The organism is Arthrobacter vasquezii, assembly GCF_029455255.1.
GTDB classification, from domain to species: domain Bacteria; phylum Actinomycetota; class Actinomycetes; order Actinomycetales; family Micrococcaceae; genus Arthrobacter_D; species Arthrobacter_D parietis.
Genome location: NZ_JAROKN010000020.1, coordinates 25096 through 52017, shown reverse-complemented (window position 1 = coordinate 52017; position 26922 = coordinate 25096). Strand labels below are relative to the sequence as shown.

The 26922-nt window shown below is 62.7% G+C and carries 27 protein-coding genes and 1 pseudogene; 12 read left to right on the top strand and 16 right to left on the bottom strand.

Features of this window, described 5'->3' with window-relative positions:
* The first annotated feature begins 171 nt into the window (after positions 1 to 171).
* The gene (locus P4U43_RS09375; protein WP_277358502.1) at positions 172 to 873 is read left to right on the top strand and encodes a class F sortase; all 702 of its coding nucleotides are present in this window, start codon (positions 172 to 174) and stop codon (positions 871 to 873) included.
* Here P4U43_RS09375 and P4U43_RS09370 read toward each other — a convergent pair.
* A complete protein-coding gene (locus tag P4U43_RS09370) occupies positions 870 to 1229 on the bottom strand; it encodes a hypothetical protein (protein ID WP_277358501.1) in 360 nt (119 codons plus the stop codon). The genes P4U43_RS09375 and P4U43_RS09370 overlap by 4 nt on opposite strands.
* 18 nt (positions 1230 to 1247) lie before the next feature.
* A complete protein-coding gene (locus P4U43_RS09365) occupies positions 1248 to 2114 on the bottom strand; it encodes a YsnF/AvaK domain-containing protein (RefSeq protein WP_277358500.1) in 867 nt (288 codons plus the stop codon).
* Positions 2115 to 2384: 270 nt separating this feature from the next.
* Between P4U43_RS09365 and P4U43_RS09360 the strand changes: the two genes are divergently transcribed.
* Both P4U43_RS09360 and P4U43_RS09355 read left to right on the top strand, forming a co-directional pair.
* Positions 2385 to 2645, top strand: a complete 261-nt coding sequence (locus P4U43_RS09360) for a hypothetical protein (protein ID WP_277358499.1) — start codon at positions 2385 to 2387, stop codon at positions 2643 to 2645.
* A gap of 112 nt (positions 2646 to 2757) precedes the next feature.
* On the top strand, positions 2758 to 3138 hold the full coding sequence (locus tag P4U43_RS09355) for a GNAT family N-acetyltransferase (protein WP_277358498.1): 381 nt from the start codon (positions 2758 to 2760) through the stop codon (positions 3136 to 3138).
* A 14-nt stretch (positions 3139 to 3152) separates the two neighbouring features.
* Here P4U43_RS09355 and P4U43_RS09350 read toward each other — a convergent pair whose 3' ends face one another.
* Positions 3153 to 5366 (bottom strand): ATP-dependent DNA helicase RecG, encoded by a 2214-nt coding sequence (locus tag P4U43_RS09350; RefSeq protein ID WP_277358497.1) that lies wholly within the window; start codon positions 5364 to 5366, stop codon positions 3153 to 3155.
* 84 nt (positions 5367 to 5450) lie between these two features.
* Positions 5451 to 6248: a GAF and ANTAR domain-containing protein gene (locus tag P4U43_RS09345; RefSeq protein ID WP_277358496.1), complete on the bottom strand. Its 798-nt coding sequence runs from the start codon at positions 6246 to 6248 to the stop codon at positions 5451 to 5453.
* A gap of 188 nt (positions 6249 to 6436) precedes the next feature.
* Between P4U43_RS09345 and P4U43_RS09340 the strand changes: the two genes are divergently transcribed.
* On the top strand, positions 6437 to 6898 hold the full coding sequence (locus tag P4U43_RS09340) for a MarR family winged helix-turn-helix transcriptional regulator (RefSeq protein ID WP_277358495.1): 462 nt from the start codon (positions 6437 to 6439) through the stop codon (positions 6896 to 6898).
* Between the two features lie 21 nt (positions 6899 to 6919).
* Here P4U43_RS09340 and P4U43_RS09335 read toward each other — a convergent pair whose 3' ends face one another.
* From P4U43_RS09335 to P4U43_RS09315, 5 genes are all read right to left on the bottom strand, one after another.
* Positions 6920 to 8122, bottom strand: coding sequence for an MFS transporter (locus tag P4U43_RS09335; protein ID WP_277358494.1), 1203 nt, complete (start codon positions 8120 to 8122; stop codon positions 6920 to 6922).
* A 107-nt stretch (positions 8123 to 8229) separates the two neighbouring features.
* Positions 8230 to 9204 (bottom strand): DAK2 domain-containing protein, encoded by a 975-nt coding sequence (locus P4U43_RS09330; protein WP_277358503.1) that lies wholly within the window; start codon positions 9202 to 9204, stop codon positions 8230 to 8232.
* 22 nt (positions 9205 to 9226) lie between these two features.
* Positions 9227 to 10231 (bottom strand): thiamine-phosphate kinase, encoded by a 1005-nt coding sequence (locus P4U43_RS09325; RefSeq protein WP_277358493.1) that lies wholly within the window; start codon positions 10229 to 10231, stop codon positions 9227 to 9229.
* 85 nt (positions 10232 to 10316) lie between these two features.
* A complete protein-coding gene (locus tag P4U43_RS09320; protein ID WP_277358492.1) occupies positions 10317 to 10970 on the bottom strand; it encodes a DedA family protein in 654 nt (217 codons plus the stop codon).
* Entirely contained in the window at positions 10945 to 11973 is a 1029-nt protein-coding gene (locus P4U43_RS09315; RefSeq protein WP_277358491.1) for an LCP family protein, read from the bottom strand. Before P4U43_RS09315 ends, P4U43_RS09320 begins: the two co-directional genes overlap by 26 nt.
* A gap of 118 nt (positions 11974 to 12091) precedes the next feature.
* Between P4U43_RS09315 and P4U43_RS09310 the strand changes: the two genes are divergently transcribed.
* The 8 genes and pseudogenes from P4U43_RS09310 (at position 12092) to P4U43_RS09275 (ending at position 19246) form a co-directional block, all read left to right on the top strand.
* The gene (locus P4U43_RS09310; protein ID WP_277358490.1) at positions 12092 to 13342 is read left to right on the top strand and encodes an MFS transporter; all 1251 of its coding nucleotides are present in this window, start codon (positions 12092 to 12094) and stop codon (positions 13340 to 13342) included.
* Between the two features lie 33 nt (positions 13343 to 13375).
* A complete protein-coding gene (locus tag P4U43_RS09305) occupies positions 13376 to 14308 on the top strand; it encodes a PfkB family carbohydrate kinase (RefSeq protein WP_277358489.1) in 933 nt (310 codons plus the stop codon).
* Between the two features lie 43 nt (positions 14309 to 14351).
* The gene (locus P4U43_RS09300; protein ID WP_277358488.1) at positions 14352 to 16694 is read left to right on the top strand and encodes a glycoside hydrolase family 65 protein; all 2343 of its coding nucleotides are present in this window, start codon (positions 14352 to 14354) and stop codon (positions 16692 to 16694) included.
* A gap of 49 nt (positions 16695 to 16743) precedes the next feature.
* Entirely contained in the window at positions 16744 to 16968 is a 225-nt protein-coding gene (locus P4U43_RS09295; RefSeq protein WP_277358487.1) for a hypothetical protein, read from the top strand.
* Positions 16969 to 17020: 52 nt separating this feature from the next.
* On the top strand, positions 17021 to 17512 hold the full coding sequence (locus P4U43_RS09290; RefSeq protein ID WP_277358486.1) for a DUF3515 domain-containing protein: 492 nt from the start codon (positions 17021 to 17023) through the stop codon (positions 17510 to 17512).
* Positions 17513 to 17534: 22 nt separating this feature from the next.
* Positions 17535 to 17942 carry a hypothetical protein gene (locus P4U43_RS09285; RefSeq protein WP_277358485.1) on the top strand — a complete coding sequence of 136 codons (408 nt, stop codon included), beginning with the start codon at positions 17535 to 17537 and terminating at the stop codon, positions 17940 to 17942.
* Between the two features lie 96 nt (positions 17943 to 18038).
* A pseudogene (locus P4U43_RS09280) lies at positions 18039 to 18266 on the top strand (sortase domain-containing protein); the annotation flags it as partial.
* Between the two features lie 53 nt (positions 18267 to 18319).
* Positions 18320 to 19246, top strand: a complete 927-nt coding sequence (locus P4U43_RS09275) for an aldose 1-epimerase family protein (protein ID WP_277358484.1) — start codon at positions 18320 to 18322, stop codon at positions 19244 to 19246.
* An 11-nt stretch (positions 19247 to 19257) separates the two neighbouring features.
* On the opposite strand, the gene P4U43_RS09270 is transcribed toward P4U43_RS09275, so the two are convergent.
* The 7 genes from P4U43_RS09270 to leuC form a co-directional block, all read right to left on the bottom strand.
* A complete protein-coding gene (locus P4U43_RS09270) occupies positions 19258 to 20253 on the bottom strand; it encodes a LacI family DNA-binding transcriptional regulator (protein WP_277358483.1) in 996 nt (331 codons plus the stop codon).
* Between the two features lie 19 nt (positions 20254 to 20272).
* Positions 20273 to 21406, bottom strand: coding sequence for a D-alanine--D-alanine ligase family protein (locus P4U43_RS09265; protein ID WP_404800718.1), 1134 nt, complete (start codon positions 21404 to 21406; stop codon positions 20273 to 20275).
* Positions 21403 to 22428: an NAD(P)H-dependent glycerol-3-phosphate dehydrogenase gene (locus P4U43_RS09260; RefSeq protein ID WP_277358481.1), complete on the bottom strand. Its 1026-nt coding sequence runs from the start codon at positions 22426 to 22428 to the stop codon at positions 21403 to 21405. Before P4U43_RS09260 ends, P4U43_RS09265 begins: the two co-directional genes overlap by 4 nt.
* The gene (locus P4U43_RS09255; RefSeq protein ID WP_277358480.1) at positions 22425 to 23183 is read right to left on the bottom strand and encodes a lysophospholipid acyltransferase family protein; all 759 of its coding nucleotides are present in this window, start codon (positions 23181 to 23183) and stop codon (positions 22425 to 22427) included. Before P4U43_RS09255 ends, P4U43_RS09260 begins: the two co-directional genes overlap by 4 nt.
* A gap of 17 nt (positions 23184 to 23200) precedes the next feature.
* On the bottom strand, positions 23201 to 24544 hold the full coding sequence (murA, locus tag P4U43_RS09250; protein WP_056548381.1) for a UDP-N-acetylglucosamine 1-carboxyvinyltransferase: 1344 nt from the start codon (positions 24542 to 24544) through the stop codon (positions 23201 to 23203).
* Positions 24545 to 24740: 196 nt separating this feature from the next.
* Positions 24741 to 25340: a 3-isopropylmalate dehydratase small subunit gene (gene leuD / locus P4U43_RS09245; RefSeq protein ID WP_277358479.1), complete on the bottom strand. Its 600-nt coding sequence runs from the start codon at positions 25338 to 25340 to the stop codon at positions 24741 to 24743.
* A gap of 23 nt (positions 25341 to 25363) precedes the next feature.
* Complete coding sequence (leuC, locus tag P4U43_RS09240) at positions 25364 to 26836, bottom strand: 3-isopropylmalate dehydratase large subunit (RefSeq protein WP_277358478.1); 1473 nt, start codon at positions 26834 to 26836, stop codon at positions 25364 to 25366.
* Positions 26837 to 26922 lie beyond the last annotated feature (86 nt).

The following is a 26922-nucleotide window of genomic DNA, read 5'->3' as shown; positions in this document are numbered from 1 at the left end:
GTTCGGGCAGCAGCGTGGCCTGAACATTCAGACCGCAGCGGACGACGCCGGACCCACAGATCCCGCGAACCTCGCCCTCCTGGCCGGGCTGGCAGGATTCGGTGCGGTAACAGCGGCCGGTGCCGTCGTCGTCGTTCGTCGTCGAAGCGCAGGCCGGGCCTAACCCACTCGATGACAGCTACACAGCGTGACGCTGCTGCCCCCGCTCCCCGGCCGCGAATGCGGCTATGGGTTGCGGGGGCAGCAGTGTTGGGCGCGCTCGTTTCCACCACAGCGCTCAGCGGTGCATTTGCACCACAGGCAGCCCCGGAGGAGACGGCGCGCCCCGCAACCATGGCTGCCAGTGCCACGCCCACGCCCGCCCCGGAAGCCAGCCCCAGTCCCACCACCCAGGCAGCCACCACCCAAGCAGCCGCTCCGAAACCTCGTGCCGCCGCTCCGGAGCGGCTGATCGTGGAATCCGCCGGCATCGATGTAGCAGTTTTACCTCTCACTCCCACCTCGGCAGACGAGGCGTCACAATCCCTCGTCCCACCGTTCACCATGGACGGCTACTGGCTTACCTCATTCGGCATGCCCGGGCGCGGATCGAACGACACCACGTACATCACCGGACACAGCTGGGAGGATCGTGAGGCTCCGTTCAACCGCATAAGCACCGATGTGGAGGTGGGGCACGAAATAGTGCTGCACACCGGCTCCGGTGTGCAGCACTATTTAGTCGATTCGATTGTCACTCGTGACAAGGACACCCTCAAGGACAGCAATATCTGGGATATCACGCCGAACAGGCTTGTTCTCATCAGCTGTTACACCGAAGATCCCTGGGGCAAGAACGTTGTAGTGACCGCAAGCCCTAAGGACTCACCCTAGAGCGAGCCGAACCGGCGCCGCCCTGCATCCTGGTGGAGCAGGTAAGGCTCCGGGTCACTTGATGCTGCAGGCGAACTTGCCAGCCAGCACGCAAAGCCGGCGGGATTTCGCGATTCCATTTCCTCAAGGTACAGCCGCCGCTTCCGAGCGAGCTCCTCCAGTTCTGCCGCTGTCTTGGCGCTGATGACAGCCAGGAAACTGATTCGCCATGCCCGGCACAGCTGTGCGGAGTTGAGGTGCCTCACCCGCTCGTTGATGTCAGCGCCCTCCACATGGTGTTGGACGCCCGGAAGCGTAGCTTCCGAGCGTCCAACACCTACCCACCGGAACACGCGGCGAAGCCAGCTTTCGTTCATTGCCGGACGCCGCCCCGGTCAGAGTCCGCGGCGGGAATCGTCGCCGTCTGTCTCGATTTCTTCCTTGCGCACTTCCTCACTCACGGTCTGCTCGTCCGTGACAACTTCCTTGTCAAGGCGCACCCGCTCAACCGGCACAGCTTCCTTCTCCACAACGGGTCGTTCCTCGTGAAGGGTCACCTCGTGCTCCTCCTCGCTGATGGCGGGACCGTCATGAGCGGCGCCGCGGTTGGCGTCGGTGATCGGCTCACGCTCAACCCGCACTTCCTCACGCTGGACCGGCACGGTCTTGGTGACGTTCTCCGTCACTACGTATTTGCGGAGGCGGGCACGCCCGGTCTCCTGCTTCTCCGTGCCGACATGGAGCCGTTCCTCGGAACGGGTCATGGCATCATCCGTGGTGGGCCCGGAAGTGTCATGTCCAACTGTTCGATCACCGCGGTCCGCGTCGTAGCGGTCCCTCTCGCCGGCGCTTGCGATGCCCGGATTGGAATCGCCGAAATCGTCCGACCCAGTGGTGGTGCCCGAGTACGTACCGTGTTCGGCGGCGTCGTAACCTCCACCTGGCCGGCTCAGGGAGTAGTGGCGGTAGAGTTCCTCTTCCTCCGCCTCGCTCAAATTCTGGTCCGGGTCAACCTTAGGTGCGTCCTTGACCTGGTCCTTGGTGTAGGCAATGCGCACATCATCGCCGTCCATGGAAGCGCCCTGCAGCGGCGCGAACGATTCAGACGTACCGAAGAGGCCCGTCTTCACCGTGACCCAGTTGGGCTCTCCTGTGTGGTCATCCACGTACACCTGGCCCGCGGATCCAACCTTGTTGCCATCCTGGTCCACAACGTTCCCGTTGCCATCAAGAATGCGGTCGATATGTTCCTGCGTGATCATTTTATCTCCTCGAGATTGATTGCAGAGGGCTTGTCCGAAGTATCCGGTTGCACAAGGGTAGACACATCAGTCGCTTAATTGGAAGCATGCTTATTACTTTTATTGAAAGTCGGCTTACGAAATCGGGCTGAAACCCCGGCCTGACAGGCATCCGGGCAGAGATGCAGCGTGTGAACCGGTCCCGGGGTTGCCACAAAATAGCAGCCGATTAGACTGGCAACAGGTTCAGCAGCGAGCCACAGTAAGACCTACTTGTGGGAGTGCCACCTCATGGACGCTCAGTCGCGCTCATTCATTGAGCCACCTCTACTATCCATCCGCGAACCCGGGGATAACGCTCCCGCCTGGACCGAAACCGACGACGATTTCCCCGTTGATCTCTCTTCAGTTCCGGAACACCGGCTTGCCGAGTTGTGCGACGCCCTCTTTCTTGAGTTGGATTCCGAGATGCCGGATCTCCGAGCCCTGGAGCGCTACCAGGCCGCCTGTGACGAACTCGCCTTCCGTCAAAGCATCTCGGGCATCGCCTGAACGCGCCATTGCCTGAACCTGCGGGCTGCTTTGTCAGCCTACTGATTGTCGCTATAGTTGTTTGTACGGTTCAGCAGCGAGCCTCACCAGCCTCTCGACTGTGGGAGTTCACATGGACCTGCGTTATCCCAACCGCTCAACAAGCCTGCGGACGGCAGTCCGCGACAATATGAAGCTGAGCCGGTTCGAGCTGTACGTTGACGGAGACAACGTCGGCTACCTTCAATACGAGAACCGGCAGGGCCAGATCTGGCTGCTGCACACGACCATCGAGCAGCGTTTCAAGCGCGCACGCCTGGATACCTACTTCGTAGGGAACGTGCTCGAAAACCTGCACCGGCGGCGGTTGGCGGTCATGCCGTTCTGTCCTACCGTCCGTGGATACCTGGGAGGTCACCCCGAGTGGGCCTCGCTGATACCGGCCTCCGAGCGCTCCCGCTTCCGCCTCACTCCTGCTTCCAGATCGCGAAAGACGGCATCCCGCGCTTCCTGATCCAGTGGTTCCGCTTATCCCCGTTCGAGGAAGGCTTCTTTCTCGGCGTTCAGATAGAGATCCAGCGCTTCTTCGAGCTCAGGGTGCTCCGCAAGTGTTGGGTCAGCATCGATCAGTTCCTGTGCGTCCTTACGGGCTTTTTCGATCACCTTGGCATGCTGAATTACTTTGAGGAAGCGCAGTGCCGATCTTCCTCCCGACTGTGATGCGCCCAGGATGTCTCCTTCGCGGCGGAGCTCCAGGTCCTTTTGGGACAGTTCGAAGCCGTCGGACGTTGAAGCGACAGCGTCCAGCCGCTCCCGGCTGGGGTGTGCCGGTTCGAGTTGCGTGACAAGCAGGCAGGTACCCGGGTGCCCACCGCGACCGATCCTTCCCCGCAGCTGATGGAGTTGTGAGATACCGAAGCGGTCCGCATCCATGATCACCATGAGAGTGGCATTGGGAACGTCAACTCCTACCTCAATCACGGTAGTGGAGATCAGGAGACTGATGACGCCGTCATTGAATCCGGCCATGGTGGCGGATTTCTCTGCCGGATCAAGGCGCCCGTGCAGCAGGCCCATCCTCACTCCGGCAAGGGCCGGCACTTCCTGCAGAGACTCGAACAGTTCCACAACGGACGTCAGTTCCTGCTTGTTTGGAGGCGCACCTTCGTAGAGTTCCATTGCGTCGGCACTGTCAGGTTCCGCTTGCGAGTTCCCGATCTTTGGGCACACAACGTAAACCTGCCGGCCGGCGTCAATCTCCTCCCGCGTCCGGGCCCAGGCGCGATTTACCCAGTTGGGATTCTCGAAAAGCCCTACGACGTGGGTCGCAATGGGGGCACGGCCGGCGGGAAGTTCCGTCAAGGTGGATACATCCAGGTCACCGAAAACAGTCATCGCAACGGTCCTGGGAATGGGGGTAGCCGTCATGACAAGCATGTGCGGCGCAGCGGCGGCCTTCGCCCGGAGTGCGTCCCTCTGCTCCACACCGAAACGGTGCTGCTCATCGACAACAATCAACCCGAGATCAAAGAACTGAACGTTTTCCGACAACAGGGCGCGTGTGCCGATGACAATGCCGGCGTCACCCGATGCGGCTGCAAGCAGCGCCTCCCGCCTTTGCGCCGTTGACATGGACCCTGTCAGGAGCACAACCCGTGTCCCGTCCACCGCCCCGCCGAGCATTCCTCCCTCAGCCAGCGGGCCGAGGGTACGAGTAATGGATTGATGGTGCTGCGCCGCAAGCACTTCAGTAGGTGCCAGAAGGGCCGCCTGTCCCCCTGCGTCAATGACCTGCAGCATCGCCCGCAAGGCAACAAGCGTTTTTCCTGACCCAACCTCGCCCTGAAGCAGCCGATTCATTGGATGGGCACCGGCAAGGTCCTTTGCAAGCTCCTCCCCCACCTGCTGTTGGCCCGAGGTCAACGTGAACGGCAGCGAAGCATCAAATTGATCGCGCAACCCATCTTGGATCAGCGGGCGTGACGTTGCCTCCTCCGCGAGGACTTCAGCCCGTCGCCGTGCCAAGGCAGTCTGCAGGACCAACGCTTCCTGGTAACGGAAACGGTGTTGGGCACGGTAGGCATCCTCAACCTCGGCAGGCCGGTGGATCAACTCATAGGCCTGGGTGATGTTCATCAGCCGGTCACGGCGGGCGATGTGCGCGGGAACCGGGTCATTCAGCTGTGAATGAACGAGGGTGTCAAGAACCTTCTCGATGGACTTCTTGATCTGATCACTGCTGATGTGCTCAGACGCCGGATATACGGGGATAGGCGCGAGGTGCTTGTCCATGCCGGCGTCGTCTTCGTCGAGCAGCGAAAATCGCGGATTGGTGAGGGTCAACTGTCCCCGGTAACTGCCCGTTTTTCCGGAGAAGACGGCACGAGTACCCACGGTGAGCTGTCGTTCAGCAACATGAGCGTTGAAGAAGGTGACATGCATGGTTCCGAGACTTCCGGCGTCGTCGTCGGTGATGACAACATCCAACAGTTTGCCCTTGCGCGTCCGCATCCACCGCGAGTTTGCCGATTGGACCCGGGCGACCAGGGTGACGTCTTCATCGAGCGGGACGCCGGACAACCCCGTCAGCTCCCCAGGCGGAAGGTAAGTACGGGGAAAGTGGTTCAGAAGCGCTCCGACGGAGTGAATTTCAAGGCTCTCCCCAAAAACCTTAACCACTTTGGTGCCAAGCAACTTGGGGTCCAATGGTGCGGAAAGCTCGGGCGGGCGCCTGTTCTTCATATACCTTCCTGAAAGCCTTTTTCCTGAGCAGCAGGAACCAGCGAGACGTAGTGTCGAGCTTAGCGCCGTGCTCTGACGATCCCGTTACCCGTCGAAGTGGGTTGCAGGCAAGGCCCCGGAAACCCGTTGGGCAATCTCCGCGGCGATCACGCGCAGCTTCACGTTGCGTGCGTTCGAGGCCCGTTGCAGGATCGCGAAAGCTTCATCCTGCGAGCAGCGGTTTTGCGCCATGACGATCCCAACTGCGACGTCGATATGGGTTCGGGACTCCATGGCTCGGCTGCGGTTGTCCGCTTCCTCGCTGTAGTGTGCCATCCGCAACGCCAGCTGCAGACCTTTTGACGCCTGACGCGCGTATGACTCGGCGAAAGCGACCTCCTCGCTCCTGAAAGAACTGGGACGGTAGGAATACAGGTTCATCGCCGCATGTGCTCCCGCGCCGATGGTGAAAGGGGCAGAAAGAATGGAGCGCAGCCCGTATCCGGAGACCGCCTCTGAATATTCGGGCCACCTGCTCTCGCTAGCAAAGTCCTCCACGACGATGGTGCGCTGCTCCTTGGCTGCTGTGAGGCACGGACCCTCCTTGAAGGCGTACTGCAGTTCATCCATGGACTTCGCAGTCTCCGAGTTGTAGGCCACAGTCGCCGCCCGACGGCGGCGCAACAGTGTGATGCCGCACAGCACGGTCTCCTCGTGCCCGCTGACGCTGCGCGCTGAAAGGACGGCAAGTTCGTTGAGGAACTCCTGCATATCCGTGGTGGACAGCACAAGATCCTGCAACTCCTCAAGAAGCGAACGTTCACCCGTCCCCGCTGTCTGCGCCGTCAGCCGACCGGGTGCATCGAACTCCTCATCAGGCTCGAAGGAGACGAGTTCGCCCACGGTTCCACCTTTCAATGGTTCAAACCTCAACTTTCATCGCATAGGATACTTCACTAAGCGCCCTTCGCATCTCCACGGGTCTCGTACCCCGCAGCGTCTGGCGTCGCCGGTGCCGTCCCACCGGGTCAAGTTACAGAGCGCAGCACTTCGCCGGTGCAGTCGTTCTTTCGGGGTTAGAAGGTCAAGGCATGGACACGTCGTATTGGTCAACAAGCCGCCTGCTGAGCACAGCGGCCCGGCTCAATGAAAACCGTGACAACGAGCGGTTGCGCAGCATCGGCGTTACACATTCCGGTGTGACAATCCTGAAAGTGCTGGCCTCTGCGGGATCGATGAGCCAAGTGAAGTTGGCGCAGATCGTGCGGGTTCAGGCGCAGACAGTCGGTAAAGCTCTGGAACGGCTGGAGATGCGCGCGCTGGTCACGCGGCAGAAGAGTGAGTCAGACCGCCGGGTGACTTTCGTCGCCCTCACTCCCGCGGGCCGCACAATCCTCGATGAGGTGCAGCAGGGTGAAGGTGTACCTCTTGGCGGTGCAGGCTACGCGGAAGAAGATTTGCGCGCTGCACTGATCAGCGTGATCAATGCCACCCGTGACAACCTGCTCGCTCCGGGACCGATGCCCGAGCCGCAACTGGTCGCTTCAGCGTAGGTTAACCTCAGACCCGCGTGCTCAAGGGCCGCTGATCACCCGGTCCCGCCCAGCGAGCACGCCCGTCAGGGCCAACATTGCCATGATGGCTGCAGTCACGAGCAGCGGAAGCGTCCAGTCGCCACTGAGATCACGCAGGCCACCGAACATGACCGGTCCAACCGCGCCGAGGCCATAACCGACGGACTGCGCCATGCCGGATAAGGCTGCGGCCTGCGGATAGTTGACCGTCCGCAGGCTGAAGAGTGACAGAGCGATGACAATGAGGCTTCCGCATCCAATCGCTCCCAGGAGCACCCACAGCAATGTGAGGTCCGGCGCAACCGGCAGCCCGACAAACGTCACGAAAGTGAGTGCACCGCTGGTGAAGGACATCAGTCGCTGGTCTGCACCCCGATGAAGGATTCCGCCGGCAGCAAGGCTGGCGAATACGCTGACAAGAAGGAACACGGACAGGTGCAGCCCCGCCGTTGTCGCCGAAACGCCGCGGCTTTGCTCGATGGTCGGCAACCAGGCCATCAGAACGTAGAAGGCGATTGACTGCAGTCCCATGAACAGCGTCACCTGCCAACCCAACGCCGAAGACCACGGCGACCGGTAAGTCGCCTCGGGTTTTGAAACGCGCACGGTGTCAGAGGCGTGTCTGCGCAGCCAGGGCAGGAGGACTGCCATCGCAATCAACGCCAGTCCCACCCAAATTCCGAGCGCCAGCCGCCATCCGGCGGGCGACGTCTGTGCCACCGGCACGACAACGGCGGCCCCGATCGCGGCGAACGCGGCTTGTGTTGCCGTGTAACTGCCGGTGATCTGGCTGACCCTGGTTGGAAAGTCCCGCTTCACGAGGGAAGGGACAAGGACGTTGAGAAACGCGATGGCGAGGCCGATCAAGGCGGTGCCAACCCAAATCAGGCCCGACACCGGTATGGAACGGAGCACTATGCCTGACGCGAGGATCAGCAGGGACAGCCAAAGCGCCCGATCAAGTCCGAGCCGGGAAGCGAACGCCGGAGCTACGGGTGAAAAGACCGCGAATGCGATAAGCGGCAAACCAGTGAGGAGTCCTGCTGCGGCACTCGAGAGTTGAAGGTCGCTGCTGATATTCCCGAGAACCGGCCCAACGCTGACAAAAGATACCCGAAGGTTGACGGCGATGAGCAGAACGCCGATGAAGGCGAACCCGAAACGGGAGGATCGTTCTGTCGCTTTTCGGGTGGCAGTGGGCATCGTGCGGTTTCCGTCCTTCGGTGGCAGGCGGAGCGCCTGCGACGCGCTTCCGGTTCCAGCCTAGCGCCGAACAAGCGGTACCTGCGGCGGATGACCGCGGACCGACGTCAGGACCCGTAACGTTCCTGTTGCTCGAAGTACCCCGGTTCCTGGGGGCTGACAGCACCGGCACCGGCGAGCTGGGTCACGGCGATGTGACTGGGCTGCCCCGCTTCTTCGATGTATCTGAGTGCCAGGGCAGCTTCGGGAACGTGGACGTGCACGCGCCAGCGATAGCCCTCCTCGACCTCCGTTACTGCGCTCATAATGACGGAATCCCCCACCTCATCGAGGTGAAGCCGAAGAGTTGCAGCCTCCAGCGGGCTGAGGTTGATGGTACACATAACCTCGACGCCCTCGGCCGGCATCCCGTTGTGGATGTGCGGCGCCTGGACGTCATAGCCATGAAGGCCGTCAAGCAGTTCGTCCAGCAATTCTTCACCGAGTGAGGCCGCGCGGAGCGCATCCATGATGAGCAGGAACCCCACACCACCGGCATCAACCACTTTCGCTTCAGTGAGTGCGCCAAGCTGGCTCTCAGTCTGCACGACAGCCTCAAGTGCCGCCTCCACTGCTCCTTGCAGAGTCATGGCGAGGGCGTGGTTACTGTCATCTCCCTCGTTGGCCTGGTCCACGGTGGCAGCTCCGACCGATGCGGCCTCAAGCACCGAAAGCATGGTGCCGGGAACAGGGTCACTGAGTGCCGACCAACTGCGGATCTGGGCGCGGTTCAGTGCGGTGGCCAACAACGGCCCCGAGAGACGGGACGCGCCGTGCAGCGGCTCTGCTATTGCTGACAGGAAGACGGCGAAGAGCGTCCCGGAGTTGCCACGCGCATCTTCCATGGCGGCCTGTCCGGCAACCTTCAGCAGGTCGCCGAGGTCATGGGTGTCATGATCCGCTGCAGCCTGCGCTGCTGCCCGAACGGTCAGGTAGAGGTTGGTGCCGGTGTCCCCGTCAGCTACAGGAAAAATGTTGATGGCATTGAGGCGGTCGCTGTGGTTGCCAAGGGAGACTTCAGCCTTGCTCAACCATCGCTTCATCGCAGTCGCGTTTGCGGTGATTTTAGTCTGCAAAGTGATCCCATCCCACGTTGGCTGGAGACTGTGACCCGACGGTCACTTCGGCATGTCCGGCCTTTACCGAGCCTACCGCAGTGAATCCTGCCAGCGGCATAACGTTTGGGTTAACGGTGGCCAGCAGCCCATGGTCTTCGCCCCCGCCCAGAACCCATTCCAGCGGGTCCATTCCCAGCAGGCTCGCGACTCCGCGAAGCGGTTCGCCGAGATACCGCAGGGCCTCGGGATCCAGGTCAATGTGTACGGAGCTGGCCGCGGCGATCCTTCCTGCATCACGCACCAGGCCATCGGAAACATCCATCATTGCGGTTGCACCGGCCGCTGCGGCCGCTGGTCCCGACTCCAGCGGCGGACGCGGCCGGCACTGCGCACGAATGAACCCACGTAGTTTCTCTTCCAGCGAACCGTATTCATGTACGGACTCCAGCAGCGCCAATCCTGCCGCGGCGCGCCCGACCGTTCCGGCCAGTACGACGACGCCTCCCGGCTGCGCTCCTGACCGCAGCACCGGAGGGCGCCCGTCCAGCGAACCCGTAACCGCCGCAGTGACCGAAATTTCGGTTCCACGCCCCAGGTCACCCCCGACTACTGCACAGGTGGAAGCCCTCAGCTCATGAATTGCCGCCGTGAGGCCGTCCGCTAGGTCCTCAACCCACTCGACCGTTGTGTTCCCGGGCAGTGTGAGACTGACGACGAGGGAGGTGGCACGACCACCCATCGCGTTGATGTCACTCAGGTTCTGCGCGGCGGCCTTCCACCCGACGTCAAACCCGGTGGTGCTGTACCCATTGGGCCAGTGCAGCCGAAAATCCATGTCCTGGACCTGGGTATCGATGGAGATGAGCACCCGTGCGTCCGCAGCGGCAACGATGGCGGCGTCATCCCCCGGGCCGAGAAGCACACTTGGGGGGCTGCCAACAGGGCTGTGAAGACGCGGCAGAATGCGTTCGAGCAGGGCCGATTCGCTCAGCTGGCTGACGGTAAGTGGCATACTTCCACCGTACTTTGCACCCCGCACATTCCGGTGTCGCCTGTGGACAAGGGCAGTCAGCACCCACAGGAAGGGAGCCGCGGGACTAGCCTGCCCTCCGTCGTCGTACCCGTCGGAAGATGAGCCAACCGAGAAAAGCGGCGAGAGCCGCATAAAGAAGAAGGTCAAAGTACTGGGAGTACTGGTCAACAAGGTGGTACTGGGTTCCGAGGAAATAGCCCAGGCCGATGAGCAGCACGTTCCACAGCAGACTTCCTGCGACGGTGAAGAGAGTGAACGTGGCCAGCGGCATGTGTTCGGCACCCGCCGGCAGCGAAATCAGGCTCCTGACACCCGGTATCAACCGGCCGAAGAAGACCGCCGAGCGACCATGGCGGTGAAACCAGCGCGCCGCCTGCTCGAAGTCGTCGCGGTCCACCAGCGGCAGCCTGGAGAGCCCGCGCACCACCCGTTCCTCGCCCAGCTTCGCACCGAGTAGGTACAGGAGCAGAGCGCCGATGAAGCTACCAAGGGTGGCAAGCGCGAGTACAAGCACCGCGTTCATCTCGCCTTGCTGGGACAGGAAGCCGGCCAGCGGCAGGACGACTTCACTCGGGATCGGAGGAAATACCGTTTCCAGGAGCACGAGTACGCCGACACCAATTTCGCCGAGCGCACTCATGACATCCGTGATGACTCCGGTCAGCCCTGACTGATCCTGGGCTCCGCCCGTACTAGCCTGCGCTGGTGTTGTCCACATACTCCCCCAGTGTTCCCTGATCGAGTGCCTCAGCGATGCGGGCTATTGCTTCTTCATCCTTCACGACAATGGACTGGCCGTCCGGCGAAGTTCCGACTCCTAGATTCGGCAGCGTGAAGAAGACGACGTCCTCGGACCGGACCTGCCACATACCGAGCGCGAGGGAACCGGCAGTCAGCGCGCCGAAGTCCGCATCGACACTCAGGTAGGGGGATATTTCATTCACGACCCGGCTGAGCTTCACGGGGTTGGTGAAGGTCTCGGCACTCAACAGTTCGGACATAATGCCCTTAATGAAGAGCTGCTGGTTCTGTACCCGCTGAAAGTCACCGTCGCTGAACGCCTTGCGTTCACGCACGAACTTCAACGCCGACTCGCCGTCGAGCGTGACCGGACCCTGTTCGAAGAACTCCCCCTCTGTTCCCTCGGACTCGAAAGCAATGGGATTGTCGACCGTCACTCCTCCCAGAGCGTCCGTGAGGCCTTTGAAACCCTCGAAGTCGACAATCATCACGTGATCAACGGGCGCATCAAACATGTTCTCGACGGTCTGGACAACCAGCGGCACTCCTCCGAGCGAGATCGCAGCGTTGATCTTGTTCTCGCCGTGCCCGGGGATATCGGTCCAGGTATCGCGCAGGATTGACATGACATAAACGTTCTCCCGGTCCGCAGGGATGTGCACAAGCATCATGGTGTCGGATCGGGAATCGGTAAATCCGTCTTCGGATGCCTCCGGCCTCGCGTCACTGCCCATCAGCAGGATGTTCATGGCGCCTTCTGCGGCCGCTGTACGCTCGGGCCGCGTTGACGAGTCCGGAAACGCTGGTTCGATGGTGTTCGTTTTGGTCTCGAATGCTATGGCGAGGCTGATCAGGTAGCCGGCAAGAAGTGCCGCAAGTGCGAGAACGACGCCGAGCAGCACCAGCACGGCAGTGCGCAGCGGCCGCTTTTTCTTCGTGGCGCGTTGCGGAACGGGATCAGTGTAGTCATGCGTGGTCAATACGGACACTCCCTGCCATAGTTGCTGGCCCTATGCTACCGAGCGGGCAGGAGAGCTCCCTGAGCAACTCCCTCCCCTTGTCCTTGAGTTTTCCCAATCGCTGTGGGACTGTTCACCCATGGTTAGCGAATCAGTGCAGGTCAATGAACAGGCTCGTGCGCCGCTCGGCGCTTCCTACTGGAAGCTATGGACATCATCCGGTCTCTCAAACCTCGCCGACGGTGTGTTCAAGATTGCGCTGCCACTGCTTGCCATCCAGTTCACGCAGTCGCCCACCCTGATCGCCGGGGTGTCGTTCGTCGCTACCCTGCCATGGCTTCTCTTTGCGCTGACAGCCGGCGCCCTTGCGGACCGCCTGGACCGCCGTCGGCTGATGCTCGTCGCCAATCTCACCCGGGCAGCCTTACCGGCCATGCTCATTGCGGTGATCCTGCTCGATCTCGGCTCGATCTGGGCCCTTTATGTCATCGCACTGCTGGTGGGGGTCGCTGAAACGTTGTATGACACGTCCGCGCAGTCCATCATGCCGCAGCTGGTGCACCGCGATCAGCTTTCACGGGCCAACGGGCGGCTGTACGCCGTTGAACTGACGACCAACCAGTTCATTGGTCCGCCGTTGGGCGGGCTGCTCGTGGCAGCCGGAGTAATCGGCGGGTTCGCAGTTCCAGCCGTCCTGTGGCTCGCAGCCGTGGGTTCACTGTTCCTGGTGCGAGGAAACTTCCGGATCGAACGGGAACAAAAAACGACGCTGCGGCACGACATCGCCGAGGGCTTACGCTTCCTCTGGCACCAGAAGATCCTGCGCACGCTCGCCGTCATGACCGGCACCTTCAACTTTGCCTCGAGTGCGGCCTTTGCCCTGTTCGTGCTCTTTGCCGTCGGACCGTCGTCAGCGATGCAACTTTCAGAGGTCGGCTTTGGAGTGCTCCTCACAACCTCGGCGATCGGCGCACTTCTCGGCTCTTTCATCTCGGAATGGGCGGAGCGGAAACTGGGCCGGTCAAAGTCGCTGGCGCTGACGATCTTCGGCGGATCGTTTTTTGTGGGCGCGCCTGCGCTCACGGACAACCCCTACATCCTTGGCTTCGTGTTCTTCGGGGGCGGGGTGCTGGTCATGCTATGGAATGTCATCACCGTCTCCCTCCGGCAGCGCATCACGCCCAATCGCCTGCTGGGGCGCGTCAACAGCGCCTACCGTCTCCTCGCTTGGGGCACCATGCCGCTGGGCGCAGCGGCAGGCGGTCTTCTTGCGACGTGGCTTGGACTTCAGGCAATGTTCGGAATCATGGGAGTGCTGACGCTGGCCCTGCTGGTTCTGATGCCGATTGTCACCGACAAGGCAATAGACGCAGCCGACGTCGAATCCTGACTGTTTCTGCGGAACCAAGCAAGGAGGAAAGCGATGCCGAGTGTCGTGGTTGTGGGTCAGGTGGCGAGGGATCTCGTGCTGAGGATCGAAGGGATGCCGGCAGAAGGACGCTCGGTTCCCGTGCAGGAGCGTTCCGAGCTGCTCGGCGGGAAGGGAGCTAATCAGGCGGTCGCGTGCCGTCAGCTGAAGGCAGAAGTGGAACTTGTCGGCGTCGTCGGGGATGACGAGCCCGGCCGCACCGTTACGGGTCAAGCCGCAGCGGACGGTATCGGCGTTGGCGGTGTCATTCGGCGGAAGGGTGCCCCAACCGCCCTGCTCGTGGACATCGTCGAGTCCGGTGGAGTTCGACGCCTCTTTGAAGATGTCGATGAACGGGTGCTGCTGACGGCGGAAGACCTCCGCGCGAGCAAAGAGGTGCTGGGTGCGGCGGACGCCGTGCTCGTTCAACTGCAGCAGCCCGCTCAGGCCGTCTCGATGGCGCTCGACGTCGCTGCATCCGGCGGCGCAATGGTAGTGACGGACGGCGCCCCGCCGGATAGGGAGACGCGTGAGCTGGTACTGCGCTGCGCCGCCGTCGTGCGCGCCGATGCGGAGGAAACCGAAGCACTGCTTGGATGGAAACCCCGCGATCTGGCTCACACCATCAAAGCTGCGCAGTCCCTCGTCGAGGCCGGTCCGCGCATCGCCGCCCTCGCTTGCCCCACCGGCGGAAACGTGGTGGCGTGGGCGGAAGGGCTCGTGGTGCTGCCACTGCTAGATGAAGATCCAGAGGACCCCACCGGCGCCGGTGACGCGTTTGTCGCCGCCCTGGCTATCAGCCTCCTGCAGGACGATGACCCGCGGTCCGCCGCATGGCTGGCAGCAGCAGCCTCCGCGGAGGTAGTTGGTAAGTCCGGCGGCAGACCCCAACTCAACCTCGGTGAACTGCGTGCCGCAGCGCGCCGGGCGCGGGACGTACACGGGTAGGCCTGCCGTGCGGGCCAATCATCAGTACGGTTAGCATTACTGTGTGGCCGACCTTCCGATCGAGACAGACTTCTGGCGGATTACAGAGTCCGCATTCGCTTGGGATGAGCCTGAAGTCGCAGAATCCGTCTTTGCACTGTCCAATGGATACATCGGGACGCGCGGCACCTTGGACGAAGGAGAACCGGGCGTTTTCCCCGGAACATTCATGTCAGGCGTGTTCGAGTTCCATCCGCTCTCCTACCCGGAGGACGGATACGGGCATCCAGACCGGGGCCAGGCAATAGTGGGCGTTGCAGACGGCACTCTGATCACGGTGGAGGTCGACGGCGAGCCGCTCGACATCCGGCACGCACCCCTCGAACGGCATGCGCGCACTCTCGACCTGCGCGCGGGAACGCTGGATCGCGAGACGGAGTGGACTACAGCCGGTGGCCGCCGCATGCGGTTGCGCTCCACCCGGCTGGTTTCATTGACGCAACGCTCAGCCACAGCAATCCGTTATGAAGTGGAAGCGGTGGACTCAGCGGTCCAAGTAGTTGTTCGTTCGGACCTGGCTGTCAACCGGACCGCCCGGCAGGTGGATAACCCCGATCCCCGGGTCGGCGAAGCGCTCACGCAGCCCTTCGCTCCTTGCTTCCACCGGGTCTACGAAGCCGGCGGGCTGCTCGTACATAGGACACGCGGCAGCCGGATCGGTGTAGCCGCGATGGCTCAACACGACGTTCAGCTTCCTGCGGGCGCCCACGTTTCCACCTCCGGCAGCCAGGACGAGGTGCTCACAACCGTGGTTGCTGACCTCGAGCCGGGCGAAAAGGTGGCGTTCGTCAAATACCTGACCCATACACGGTCAGCCGATGACTCCCCTACCGACCTCGCCGCCCAAGCGCTCGCGGCGATGAGTGATGCGCGGAGCCGCGGTTGGGAAGGCCTCGCCGCTGACCAACGCGCTTTCCTCAATGGGTTCTGGGACGACTCGGACGTGGAAGTGGACCCCGAGACGGACCTTCAGCTGGCTCTCCGCTTCGATCTGTTTCATATTCTCCAGGCATCGGTTTGCCTCAGTAACGCCCCGATCGGAGCCAAAGCGCTCACCGGACCGGGATACAGCGGGCACACGTTCTGGGACATCGAAGGGTTCGTCGCACCCACGCTGACGCTGCTCAATCCTGACGGCGCTGCGCGGCTCCTTCGCTGGAGGGCATCAACCCTGGATGCCGCCCGCGAGCGCGCCGACGTCCTGGGCGTGAAGGGAGCTTCATTCGCCTGGCGCACGATCGATGGGAACGAGGTCTCGGCATACTGGCCAGCGAGCACTGCGGCCATGCACCTCAATGCCGGCATCTCCCGTGCCTATACCCTGCATGCCAACGCAACGGGACGGCCGCTCACCGAAATTGCCGGCGTGGATGTCCTTATTGAAACAGCCCGCATGTGGGCGTCGACTGTTCATCAGGACGACGACGGGCGCTTCCACCTGCGCGGTGTGACCGGGCCTGATGAGTACACAGGGGTGGTGGACGACAACGTCTTCACGAATCTCATGGCACAGCGCAATCTCACCGCGGCGGCTGACGCTTGTCTTGCCTATACCGAACCCGCCGCACGGCTCGGCGTGAACCAGTCCGAGGTGGATCAGTGGCGCGCAGTGGCCGGTGCCATGTACGTGCCGTACGACGACCTCCGCCAGGTCCACCCGGCCAATGACGGCTTCACGACCTACCGGGAATGGGACTTTGAGGGCCGCCGCGACGCTTATCCGGTGCAGGAGCACTCGCACTACGCCAAGATCTACCGACGGCAGGTTGTGAAGCAGGCGGACCTGGTACTTGCTTTGTGGTGGTGTTCGGAGTCCTTCACCGAGGACCAGAGCGCCCGCAATCTTGAGTACTACGAGCAGCGCACCGTCCGTGATTCATCGCTGTCCGCCGCCGTTCAGTCGGTTGTCTGTGCACGGACAGGGCATCTCGACCTCGCCCTCGCCTACCTGCGTGAATCTGCGCTGGCGGACTTGCGGGATGTGCGGGGCGACAGCCACCGCGGCGTGCACCTCGCGGCGATGGCCGGAGCGTGGCTCGCGCTGGTCAGTGGTTTCGGTGGTCTGACAATGGATGATGTGCAACTGCGCCTTGCTCCCCGCCTACCTGCACGGTTGAACCGAATTGCTTTCCGGCTGAGGTGGCAGGGCAGCCGGATCGCTGTCGAGATCCTCCGCTCGGGGACCACAGTGCGGATGCTTGATGAGGATGAGACGGATCAGCAGGTGTGGATCGACGGTCGCCTCTTGCGTCTTACAGCAGCGCAACCGGTAACAGTACCGCTGGTCGAGCCAAGACCAATAACGACGACGCCGCGCCAACCGCCGGGGAGGGAACCACGAACCTGAACACCTCGCTGCCCCTCGCCGTAGGGCGATACTCGGAATGGATGCGCCGATGAGGAAAGTAACGCTTGGGCTGGTTGCCGACCCCGGCGGGACAGCGCTGGAGCGCCCTGTCGGTCTCGTCCACTGCGCGAAACTGTCGTGGCTGGCGGCATCCCTGGGCACCATCGCAGGAGCTCTCGGCTCGAACTTCGACAGCGACGAGGCGATTCGCGAGGCCACCTACAGCAGACGCCAACACGAACGCAGGAAGCTTGCCGATTCCTACGAGGACTGACAGTCCAGTGCCCTCGGGTCCTTGCCGCCTGAAACACCCATAAACTGGGTCAATGCCTCTGAAACCGCGTTCCTTCATGCCGGTCGCCGCTTTACTCCTCGCGGCGTCGCTGAGCGCATGCTCCCCCATTGTCGATGTCGATGCTGCTCCGGATGCGGTCAACCCGGCCTGCGCGAGCGTGATGATCGCGCTGCCCGAGCAGGTCGCAGGCAACGAACTGCGTGAAACCAACAGCCAGGCAACAGCAGCATGGGGTGACCCGTCGCAGGTTGTCCTGCGCTGCGGTGTCCAGATTCCGGGACCCACCACCGATGCCTGCGCGTCGGTGAACGATGTGGATTGGATCATCCAGGAATCCACGGAAAATGACATCTGGACAGCCACCACGTATGGCCGCGACCCGGCCGTGGAAGTTCTCTTCGATCCGAACCAGGTCGCTTCCAGTACGGTTCTGGTTGACCTCGGCGGCGCAGTTTCTCAGGTCGAGCAGACCGAGCAGTGCCTGAGCCTGAATGACACGGTGGACCTGCCCTCGGAAGGTTAGCGGCCGTCGTCGGCTCACCACCATGGCAGCAGCACCTGCAATGGCCGATCACGCGACCGGCGCCTACGGCTCAATCGGTACCACCCTGTCCCTCGAGGGCAGCACCGGACCTGCTGCCGGCACGGATGTAACCGTTGCCCCTTCGGGCAGCAGCTACACCTACGAGCGGACGTTTGAGCTGAACCGGGAAACCCAGGACGCCCTTGCTGCCGGAACGGTCGTACGCAGTTCGCCGGCGCATGGTTGCCGACCGCTGAGCACTCATGAACAACAGTGCTCGGGATCGCCGCCTCCGCCTTGCCGCGGGGGCGGCGCTCCTCTTCCTGCCTTTGACCTCCTGCGGTACGGGCGGGGAACCGTCCGGGAACGCGCACACCGCCTCATCGTCGCCCTCCCCGGTGGCGCCGACACCGCCGTCCACACCTTCTGAGGTGCCGTCGTCGTCCGCTGCCGATGCGCCGCCAGAGATGGAGCTGGCGATGGACGCCTCGAAACCGGTGTTCTACAACCTCGAAGCCTTGAAACCGGGAGACCGGGAGACCGGATCACGGTGGATCGTGAAGACGGCTCAACCGCTATCTTCGAGGTCTATCAGAGCGAGGTTTGTTCCAAGAACGAGTTCCCTACGAAAGCCGCCTACTTCCCGGTGGACCAGGCGGAACTGCGGCTCATCACCTGTGATGGCTTCGCGGCGTCGTCGGGCGAGTTTGAGGACAACCTGGTGGTGTACGCGAAACTGGTGGACACGGCCTGACCTGTGTCCTGAAAATGCCACGTCGGAGAGGCCACGCCCTAGACTTGGGTTCGATGAAGACCACCGATTCCACTCCACTGTCCGGTACCCAGTACACCCTCCAGCACGGCGCGTACACGGCGTCGATCGCCAGCGTCGGAGCAACCCTGCGGTACCTACGCCGGAACGACCGCGACCTCGTGGTCCCCTATGATGCCGAGGAGATCCGTCCCTCCTTCCGCGGCGCGGTGCTGGCGCCCTGGCCCAACCGGGTGGTGGACGGCAAGTACTCATTCAACGGCGCGGCACATCAGCTCGCCCTCACCGAGCCTCAGCGCTCCCACGCCATTCACGGCCTCCTCGGGTGGGTGGACTGGACGCTCGCAGGCCAGGCGCCGGCCTCGGTCCGCCTGAGCGCATCCGTTATCCCGCAGAAGGGATACCCGTTCCGGCTTGAGGTCGAAGTGCTCTACTCCCTCGACGACAGCGGCCTCACCACTACGATCACCGCCGCGAATCCAGGCCCGTCAGCAGCACCCTATGGGGCGTCGGCGCATCCTTACCTGGTAGCCGGCGAAGGACTGGTGGACGACTGGACGCTGGAGGTGCCGGCGTCATCGGTCCTCCAGGTGACCGAAGACCGGCTGATCCCGATGGAACTGACCGACGTCGCGTCGTCGCACTTTGATTTCCGCGAGCCTCGCCTCATCGGGGACACATTCGTGGACCACGCCTACACGGGCATCAACTACGACGACGACGCCACCGCCACCGTCTCGGTGCGCGCTTCAGACGGCAAGGGAACGGCCATCACCTTCGACCGTGGCTGCCCCTGGGTACAGATTCACACAGCGGACAAGCCGGATCCAGCGGTCTCGCGGCTCGGCCTGGCCGCTGAGCCTATGACCTGCCCGCCGGACGCGTTCAACTCGGGGACGGACCTGATCGTGCTCGAACCCGGCGCATCCCACTCGGTCGGCTGGCGCATTCACGCACTGTAGGCATCTGCCGGCTAAGGCGCAGAAGTGCAGCGCCCGGTTGAGCTTCGCACGAGGAACTCGGGGCGGAACGAGACAGAGGCCGGAGCATCGTCGTTCACCACTGACTCAATTCCGGCGGCCACAATCGCGGCTTCGTCCCAGCCAAAGGTGGTGAGGGCGGGGCTGATGAGGGGAGCCAACTCGCTATCGTCGAAGCCCAGAATCGAGACGTCTCGGGGGATGTCCAGATTAAGGGACCTGGCGGCCCGGTACGCGCCGAAGGCGAGCGAATCACTCAGGCACAGCAACGCCGTCGGACGCGCTTTACGGGCAAGGAGGGCCGTTGCCGCTTCCGCTGCACCGGCAACTGAGGACGCCGACGACGCAACGGCAACGCTCATTCCCCTCTCCTGGCCCAGTTGCTGCACCAGCAGTTGCGCCGGGCGGCCGGGCGTCGACGGCAACGACGGCGCAAGAAGCCCGATGGACTGATGCCCCAGTTCGGCGAGGTGTCCGAGTGCGGTGCTGATCCCGTACTCATTGTCGAACAGTACGGTGTGTGCAACCGGCCGGTGCAGGAGCGCGTCCCCGATCGATACCAGTTGAATTCGCTCGGGAACCTCAGCCCAGTAGAGCGCGGATGGATCCACCGGTAGCACTATTGCTGCATCCACCCGGCGAAGCGTGAGGGCGCGCAGCGCGTTCCGCTCGCGTTCAGGGGATGTATCGACGTCGGAGATTGCCGAAAACATCCCTTGCTCGTGCAGCGCCTCAGACAGCATCACCGCAAGGCCCTGACGCCAGAGGTCTCCCAGCGATCCGATGATTGCCACGTTTCCGCTGCGGCCTCCCGCGAGGGCGCGGGCTACCGGATCCGCAGTCCAACCCATGTCCCGGGCGATGCCCTGTACCCGGGCAATGGTTTTCTCAGAGCCACGAATCCCCCGCAGCGCGTAGGACGTGGCTGCTTTGGAAAGACCCGCCGCGAGGGCGATATCACGGAGGGTAGGCCGCCTTGGCTCGTCCATGAACTGGTCCCGGCTGCGCCTAGCGCAGGCCCGTCTTGCGTTCGAGCGCCAGCTCGATGAGTTCGTCGATCAGTTCAGTGTAGGTCAGCCCCGACTTTGCCCACATTTGCGGGTACATGCTGATCGGGGTGAAGCCGGGCATCGTGTTGATCTCGTTGATGATGAGCTCGCCGGCAGGAGTGTAGAAGAAGTCAACCCGGGCAAGCCCCTCGGTGCCAAGTGCGTCGAATGCATGGGCAGCCAGCGCCCGAACACGATCCGTGACATCCGGCGGGAGGTCAGCCGGGCAGCTCAGCTCCGCTGCGGCACCGTCAACGTATTTTGCCTCGAAGTCATACCACTCGTGCTCCCCGGGCTGGACTGCAACCTCCCCAGGCAGGCTGGTGCGCGGCTCATCCAGGCCCCGACCCTGCAGGACCGCGACCTCGATCTCCCGGCCAGTGATCCCGGCCTCGACGATCACCTTCGGGTCGAACTGGCGCGCGGTTTCCACGGCTGCCTCAAGTTCCGCCGGAGAGGCCGCCCGCGAGATGCCCATCGACGAACCCGCGCGGGCCGGCTTGACGAAGACCGGGAATTCGAGCTTCCCGGCACGTTCAAGGCATCCTGAACGGTTGCGTGACCATTCCCGGTCGGTGAGCACCTCGTACGGACCGACGCTAAGTCCCGCGGAGGCAAATACGACCTTCATATAATGCTTGTCCATCCCCACGGCGGACGCCAGAACGCCTGCGCCGACGTAACGGATGTCGGCCATCTCGAGCATTCCCTGGAGGGTGCCGTCCTCGCCGAAGGGGCCGTGCAGCAGCGGCAGCACGACATCCACTGCGCCAAGGCTGCGTGGCATCCGTTCCGTTGCGGTTGCCACGAGTTCCTGTGCTGCACCGCCGTCGGAAGCTGTTGCCAGCACCACGGACTCCGGCGACACCGGAACCTCCGGAAGCACTGTCGAGCGCAGCGACCACTGGGACGGATCCAGGGACACCAATGACCACTGACCGTTCTTCGCAATACCCACCGGAACGACCTCATACTTGCTGCGGTCAATCGCTTCCAGCACGCCTGCGGCAGTCACGCAGCTCACTGCATGTTCACTCGAGCGCCCGCCGAAGAGCACAAGGACGCGGGGCTTCGCAGATAGGGTCACAATCAGCCTTCGGATTTCAGTTCGCGGGCCAGCAGTCGCGGGCCGAGATCATGTACGGACAGGTTGCCCTGAAGTACCGCAACAACACTATCCGTAATGGGCATATAGACCTTGAGTTGGTGCGCGAGATCAAGCACCGCCTGTGCGGATTTGATGCCCTCGGCCGTCTGGTTCATGTGCGCTGTTACTTCATCAAGGCTGAGCCCCTGGCCCAGCAGCCTGCCAGCCGTGTGGTTACGTGAGAGCGCGGATGAACACGTGGCGATGAGGTCTCCCATACCGGCAAGCCCGGACATTGTCTCCGGTTCCCCACCCAGCGCAACGGCGAGCCGCGTTGTCTCGGTGAGACCACGCGTGATGACCGAGGCCTTGGTGTTATCCCCCATCTGCTTGCCCTCGCAAATGCCGACCGCCAGTGCGATGACGTTCTTCACGATGCCGCCGATTTCCACCCCGACCACATCGGTGTTGGTATACGGCCGGAAATATGTTGCCGTGCAGGCTGCGGCAATCCACGTGGCCACTTCGGCATCCGGGCAGGCCACCACAGAGGCGGTCGGCTCACAGCGGGCGATCTCCATGGCCAGATTGGGACCGGAGACAACGGCGATGCGGTCCTCGGGAAGGCCGAGTTCTTCGGCAAGAACCTGGCTCATGCGCGCGTCGGTGCCGACTTCCAGGCCCTTCATCAGCGAAACGACCACTGCATCCGGTGAGATCAACGGCTTCCAGGCTGAAAGCTGCGAGCGAAGGGACTGAGCCGGCACCGCAATGACCACGAGCTCCACGCCGTCAAGGACGGCAGCAGTATCAGTGGAGCAGCTGATGTTGTCAGGTAATACCGTCTCGGCAAGGTAGCGGCTGTTTGTGTGGTGGGTGTTGATTTCATCGGCGATCTCCCCGCGACGCGCCCACAGGCGCACCTGTGTGTCAGCACTCTCACCGGCGTCAGCCAGCACCTTCGCGAACGTGGTCCCCCAGCTACCGGAGCCCAGAACGGCAACGACGGCGGGAGGCCGACGGGTCACTGAGCCTCACCCGCAGGCGACCGGAAGTTTCGACCCGTCTGCTTCTGGTTCTTTGACGCAGGGTCCCACCGCTGGGCCGGCGGTGTTTCGCCGCGCAGCTCGGCAACGAGCTCGGTCAGCGCATCCATGATGCGGGTAGTTGCCGCATCCAGCGTGGTACGGGTAATGGGGCCGCCGTGGAACTCAGAGAGGTCCACAGGCTTCCCCACGAGGACGCGGGACTTCTTGCGCGGAAACAGGTAGAGGCGCTTCGCGTAGCGCGGAAAAACCTCCTGCGCGCCCCAGTGTGCAATGGGAACAACCGGCGCACCCGTCTGAAGGGCCAGGCGCGCAGCACCGGTGCGGCCCTTCATGGGCCACATGTCAGGATCCCTCGTCAGCGTCCCTTCGGGGTAGATGATGATTCCTCCGCCGCCGTCGATCGCCTCTCTGGCGACATCGAGCGAGTGGTTGGCTCCCGCCGTCGTCCGTTCCACCGGCACCTGCAGTGTGGCACGCAACGCGGCGCCGAATACCGGAACCTTGAACAGCGATGCTTTCGCGAGGAAGTGCGGCAGCACCTTGTTGTTGTAGAGGAAATGCCCGATCACAATTGGGTCGATCTCCGTGACGTGGTTGGGGCACACGATGAAGCCGGTGTCGCGTGGGAGGTTCTCGGCGCCTTTCCATTCCTTGGCCATCATTGCATTCATGAGGGGCCGGAGAATGGTGGCTAGAATCGCGAAGGTTGCGCGGGACGAAGCGGGTTCGGTCATGCTGTGTGCGGCCGCGTTCAGCGGCCGATTCCCGCGTCTGCCGTTTCGGCGACGTCAAAATCAGCGCCGAGTCCTTCAAGCTTGTCCTGGAACCGCTCGTAACCGCGGTTGATGAGCTCGATACCGGTGACGCGGGAAGTTCCGTTCGCCGCCAATGCGGCAATGAGGTGGCTGAATCCGCCGCGAAGATCCGGCACGTCGATATCGGTTCCGTGCAGTTGCACAGGCCCGGAGATGACGGCTGAATGCAGGAAGTTCCGCTGGCCGAATCGGCAGGGGACGCTGCCGAGGCATTCGCGGTGCACCTGAATGTTGGCGCCCATGCGCACGAGGGCGTCAGTGAAGCCGAAGCGGTTCTCATACACGGTCTCGTGCACGATCGAGACGCCCTCCGCCTGCGTAAGCGCAACCACCAGCGGTTGCTGCCAGTCAGTCATGAAACCGGGGTGGACGTCCGTCTCCAGAACCAGAGGCGAGAGCTTGCCGCCCGGGTGGTAGAAACGGATGCCGTCGTCATTCACATCGAAGGCACCGCCGATTTTGCGGTATGTGTTCAGGAAGGCGGTGAGGTCCAGCTGGCGTGCACCTTCAACATAGATGTCGCCGCGCGTTACCAGAGCAGCAGAAGCCCACGACGCCGTCTCATTGCGATCGGAGATGGCCTTGTGGTTGAAGCCGCCCAACTCGGCCACTCCCTCGATCCGGATTGTCCGGTCCGTCTGCACGGTGATGATGGCGCCCATCTTCTGCAGCACGGCGATGAGATCCATGATCTCCGGCTCAACGGCTGCGCCCTTGAGCTCGGTGATGCCCTCTGCGCGGGTGGCGGTCAGCAGCACCTGCTCGGTGGCACCGACACTCGGGTACGGCAGCTCGAGCTTTGCTCCGTGGAGACCCTTGGGCGCGGAGATCGAGATCCCGCCGGGACGCTTGTCGACCACGGCACCGAAATTCCGCAACACCTGAAGGTGGTAGTCAATGGGCCGGTCGCCAATTTTGCATCCACCCAGGTCGGGGATGAATGCCTCACCGATGCTGTGCATGAGCGGACCACAAAAGAGAATGGGAATGCGGGAATCGCCGGCGTGCGCGTCGATGTCCTTCGACGCTGCCATTTTGGCGTTGGCGGGATCCATAGTGAGGTCTCCGGTGACCGGATCCTTGCTCACCTCGACGCCATGCAGCTTCAAAAGGCTGGTGACGACCTCGACGTCCTTGATCTCAGGGACGTTCCTGAGAACCGACGGAGAGTTCCCCAGAAGCGCGGCGACCATCGCTTTCGGTACCAGATTCTTGGCACCGCGGACGGTGACCTTGCCTGCGAGAGGGACACCACCACGGATTGTCAGAACGCTACCCATGAACACCTATTTCCTTCAACGTGTAAGCCCCAACAGCAGATAAGACTCCTGCTAAGCATAGGAGCTACTGTTACCAGACTGAAATACCGACGGCTTGTCAGCGGGACCGTGTTGGTCCCTTCACGGAGTGCAAACAGCCCGGCTCAGTCCGAAATTCCGGTGCGGGACGTGATTTTCCTTGCACCGGTGAACCAGGTCAGGTTCGGGCAGGCAGGGTTGTGGGCTTGAAGCTCGGGCGCACGGCTTCATAAGCGGTGATGGCCTCTTCATGGCGCAGCGTCAGTCCAATGTCATCGAGCCCTTCCAGGAGACGCCAGCGTGTGTAGTCATCGATCTGGAACCCGGCGATGATCGCCCCGCAGGTAACCAGACGTGACTCGAGGTCGACTGTAATCTCGGTGCCCGGATGGTTCTCGAGCTCTTTCCAGATCAGCTCGATGTCGTCCTGGGCCACCTGAGCGGCTACGAGCCCCTGCTTGCCGGAGTTACCGCGGAAGATATCGGCGAACCGCGACGCGAGCACAGCCCTGAAACCGAAATCCTTCAAGGCCCAGACGGCGTGCTCCCGGGAGGACCCGGTACCGAAGTCAGGTCCTGCAACCAGCACCGAACCGTGGTTGAACGGCTCCCGGTTGAGGATGAAGTTCTCGTCCTTCCGCCATGCGGCGAACAGCGCGTCTTCGAACCCGGTTCGGGTGATCCGTTTCAGGTAGACGGCCGGGATGATTTGGTCAGTGTCCACGTTGCTCTGCCGCAGGGGAACGCCGATCCCGGTGTGTGTAGTGATCTTTTCCATGGTCTTCTCCTCTTGCCCCGGTCTCAGGCAGCGTGGATGGTGGAGCTGTTTCCGGCCTGCACCGCCGCGGCGGGCGGTACGGGGTCCAGATCGGAAGGCGAACTCAGCGTTCCGCGCACGGCAGTGGCTGCCGCGACGACGGGAGAAACCAGGTGCGTCCGCCCGCCCTTGCCCTGACGGCCTTCGAAGTTGCGGTTCGATGTCGACGCGCACCTCTCCCCCGGCGCCAGCTGGTCCGGGTTCATGCCCAGACACATCGAGCACCCGGCGAAGCGCCATTCCGCACCGAATTCCTTGAAAACCTTATCCAGTCCCTCTGCCTCAGCCTCAAGGCGCACGCGGGCGGAACCGGGCACCACCATCATGCGGATGTCCGGATCTTTCTGCCGTCCACGAATGATGTCCGCTGCCAGCCGCAGGTCCTCAACGCGGCTGTTGGTGCACGAACCCAGGAAGACGGTGTCCACCCGGATGTCCTTCATTGGCGTACCGGCTTCAAGGGCCATGTACTCCAGCGCCCGGCTGCAGGCCGCCTTCTCATTTTCGTCGGCGAAGTCATCCGGAGACGGGACTGCCTGGCTGAGCGAGACGCCCTGACCGGGGTTGGTTCCCCACGTGACGAATGGTTCGAGCTCATCCGCGTCCAGGAAGACCTCCGCGTCGAACACCGCGTCATCGTCGGTTCGAAGCGTGCGCCAGTTCTCGACGGCGGCGTCCCAGTCCTCACCCTGCGGTGCGTGGGGACGACCCTTGAGGTACTTGAAGGTGGTGTCATCCGGTGCAACCATGCCGGCCCGGGCTCCGGCCTCGATCGACATGTTGCAGATGGTCATGCGGGCGTCCATGGACAGGGCACGGATAGCGGAGCCCCGGTACTCCAGGACATAACCCTGCCCGCCGCCGGTTCCGATCTTGGCGATGACAGCCAGGATGATGTCCTTGGACGTAACGCCCGGCTTGAGCGTCCCCTCGACGTTGATCGCCATGGTCTTGAACGGGTTCAGGGAAAGGGACTGGGTGGCCATGACGTGCTCGACCTCGGAGGTTCCAATGCCCATGGCCAGCGCTCCGAAGGCGCCGTGCGTGGAGGTATGCGAGTCTCCACACACCACGGTGAGTCCGGGCTGGGTGAGGCCGAGCTGCGGACCGATGATGTGAACGATGCCCTGCTGCGCGTCCCCCAGCGAGTGCAGCCGGACACCGAACTCCTTGCAGTTGGCGCGCAGGGTCTCTATTTGCGTGCGGCTCGTCACGTCCGCGATCGGCTTGTCAATGTCGATCGTCGGAGTGTTGTGGTCCTCGGTGGCAATTGTCAGATCCGGCCGGCGCAGCTTCCGGCCGGCCAAGCGGAGGCCCTCGAACGCCTGCGGGGAGGTGACCTCATGGACGAGGTGCAGGTCAACGTACAGCAGGTCCGGCTCGGCCTGTCCATTGACAACCTCACCCTTGCGCACAATATGCGATTCCCAGACTTTTTCTGCGAGCGTCTTGCCCATGGCCGGTTCCTCCGCGTGCCTTGATCAGATCTTTCAATAACTGAAGCAGGAGCGTGTCCATGCGCGCCACTCCGAACACTTGCGTC

What these genes read in the sequence shown, in the direction of transcription:
- P4U43_RS09360 (WP_277358499.1), top strand. Translation starts at nt 2,385, where the DNA reads ATGGACGCTCAGTCGCGCTCATTCATTGAGCCACCTCTACTATCCATC.
- P4U43_RS09325 (WP_277358493.1), bottom strand. Translation starts at nt 10,231, where the DNA reads ATGCCACTTACCGTCAGCCAGCTGAGCGAATCGGCCCTGCTCGAACGC.
- P4U43_RS09310 (WP_277358490.1), top strand. Translation starts at nt 12,092, where the DNA reads ATGGTTAGCGAATCAGTGCAGGTCAATGAACAGGCTCGTGCGCCGCTC.
- P4U43_RS09370 (WP_277358501.1), bottom strand. Translation starts at nt 1,229, where the DNA reads ATGAACGAAAGCTGGCTTCGCCGCGTGTTCCGGTGGGTAGGTGTTGGA.
- P4U43_RS09275 (WP_277358484.1), top strand. Translation starts at nt 18,320, where the DNA reads ATGAAGACCACCGATTCCACTCCACTGTCCGGTACCCAGTACACCCTC.
- P4U43_RS09255 (WP_277358480.1), bottom strand. Translation starts at nt 23,183, where the DNA reads ATGACCGAACCCGCTTCGTCCCGCGCAACCTTCGCGATTCTAGCCACC.
- P4U43_RS09320 (WP_277358492.1), bottom strand. Translation starts at nt 10,970, where the DNA reads ATGTGGACAACACCAGCGCAGGCTAGTACGGGCGGAGCCCAGGATCAG.
- P4U43_RS09365 (WP_277358500.1), bottom strand. Translation starts at nt 2,114, where the DNA reads ATGATCACGCAGGAACATATCGACCGCATTCTTGATGGCAACGGGAAC.
- P4U43_RS09290 (WP_277358486.1), top strand. Translation starts at nt 17,021, where the DNA reads ATGCCTCTGAAACCGCGTTCCTTCATGCCGGTCGCCGCTTTACTCCTC.
- P4U43_RS09285 (WP_277358485.1), top strand. Translation starts at nt 17,535, where the DNA reads ATGGCAGCAGCACCTGCAATGGCCGATCACGCGACCGGCGCCTACGGC.
- P4U43_RS09340 (WP_277358495.1), top strand. Translation starts at nt 6,437, where the DNA reads ATGGACACGTCGTATTGGTCAACAAGCCGCCTGCTGAGCACAGCGGCC.
- P4U43_RS09270 (WP_277358483.1), bottom strand. Translation starts at nt 20,253, where the DNA reads ATGGACGAGCCAAGGCGGCCTACCCTCCGTGATATCGCCCTCGCGGCG.
- P4U43_RS09355 (WP_277358498.1), top strand. Translation starts at nt 2,758, where the DNA reads ATGGACCTGCGTTATCCCAACCGCTCAACAAGCCTGCGGACGGCAGTC.
- P4U43_RS09305 (WP_277358489.1), top strand. Translation starts at nt 13,376, where the DNA reads ATGCCGAGTGTCGTGGTTGTGGGTCAGGTGGCGAGGGATCTCGTGCTG.
- leuC (WP_277358478.1), bottom strand. Translation starts at nt 26,836, where the DNA reads ATGGGCAAGACGCTCGCAGAAAAAGTCTGGGAATCGCATATTGTGCGC.
- P4U43_RS09295 (WP_277358487.1), top strand. Translation starts at nt 16,744, where the DNA reads ATGAGGAAAGTAACGCTTGGGCTGGTTGCCGACCCCGGCGGGACAGCG.
- P4U43_RS09335 (WP_277358494.1), bottom strand. Translation starts at nt 8,122, where the DNA reads ATGCCCACTGCCACCCGAAAAGCGACAGAACGATCCTCCCGTTTCGGG.
- leuD (WP_277358479.1), bottom strand. Translation starts at nt 25,340, where the DNA reads ATGGAAAAGATCACTACACACACCGGGATCGGCGTTCCCCTGCGGCAG.
- P4U43_RS09375 (WP_277358502.1), top strand. Translation starts at nt 172, where the DNA reads ATGACAGCTACACAGCGTGACGCTGCTGCCCCCGCTCCCCGGCCGCGA.
- murA (WP_056548381.1), bottom strand. Translation starts at nt 24,544, where the DNA reads ATGGGTAGCGTTCTGACAATCCGTGGTGGTGTCCCTCTCGCAGGCAAG.
- P4U43_RS09350 (WP_277358497.1), bottom strand. Translation starts at nt 5,366, where the DNA reads ATGAAGAACAGGCGCCCGCCCGAGCTTTCCGCACCATTGGACCCCAAG.
- P4U43_RS09330 (WP_277358503.1), bottom strand. Translation starts at nt 9,204, where the DNA reads ATGAAGCGATGGTTGAGCAAGGCTGAAGTCTCCCTTGGCAACCACAGC.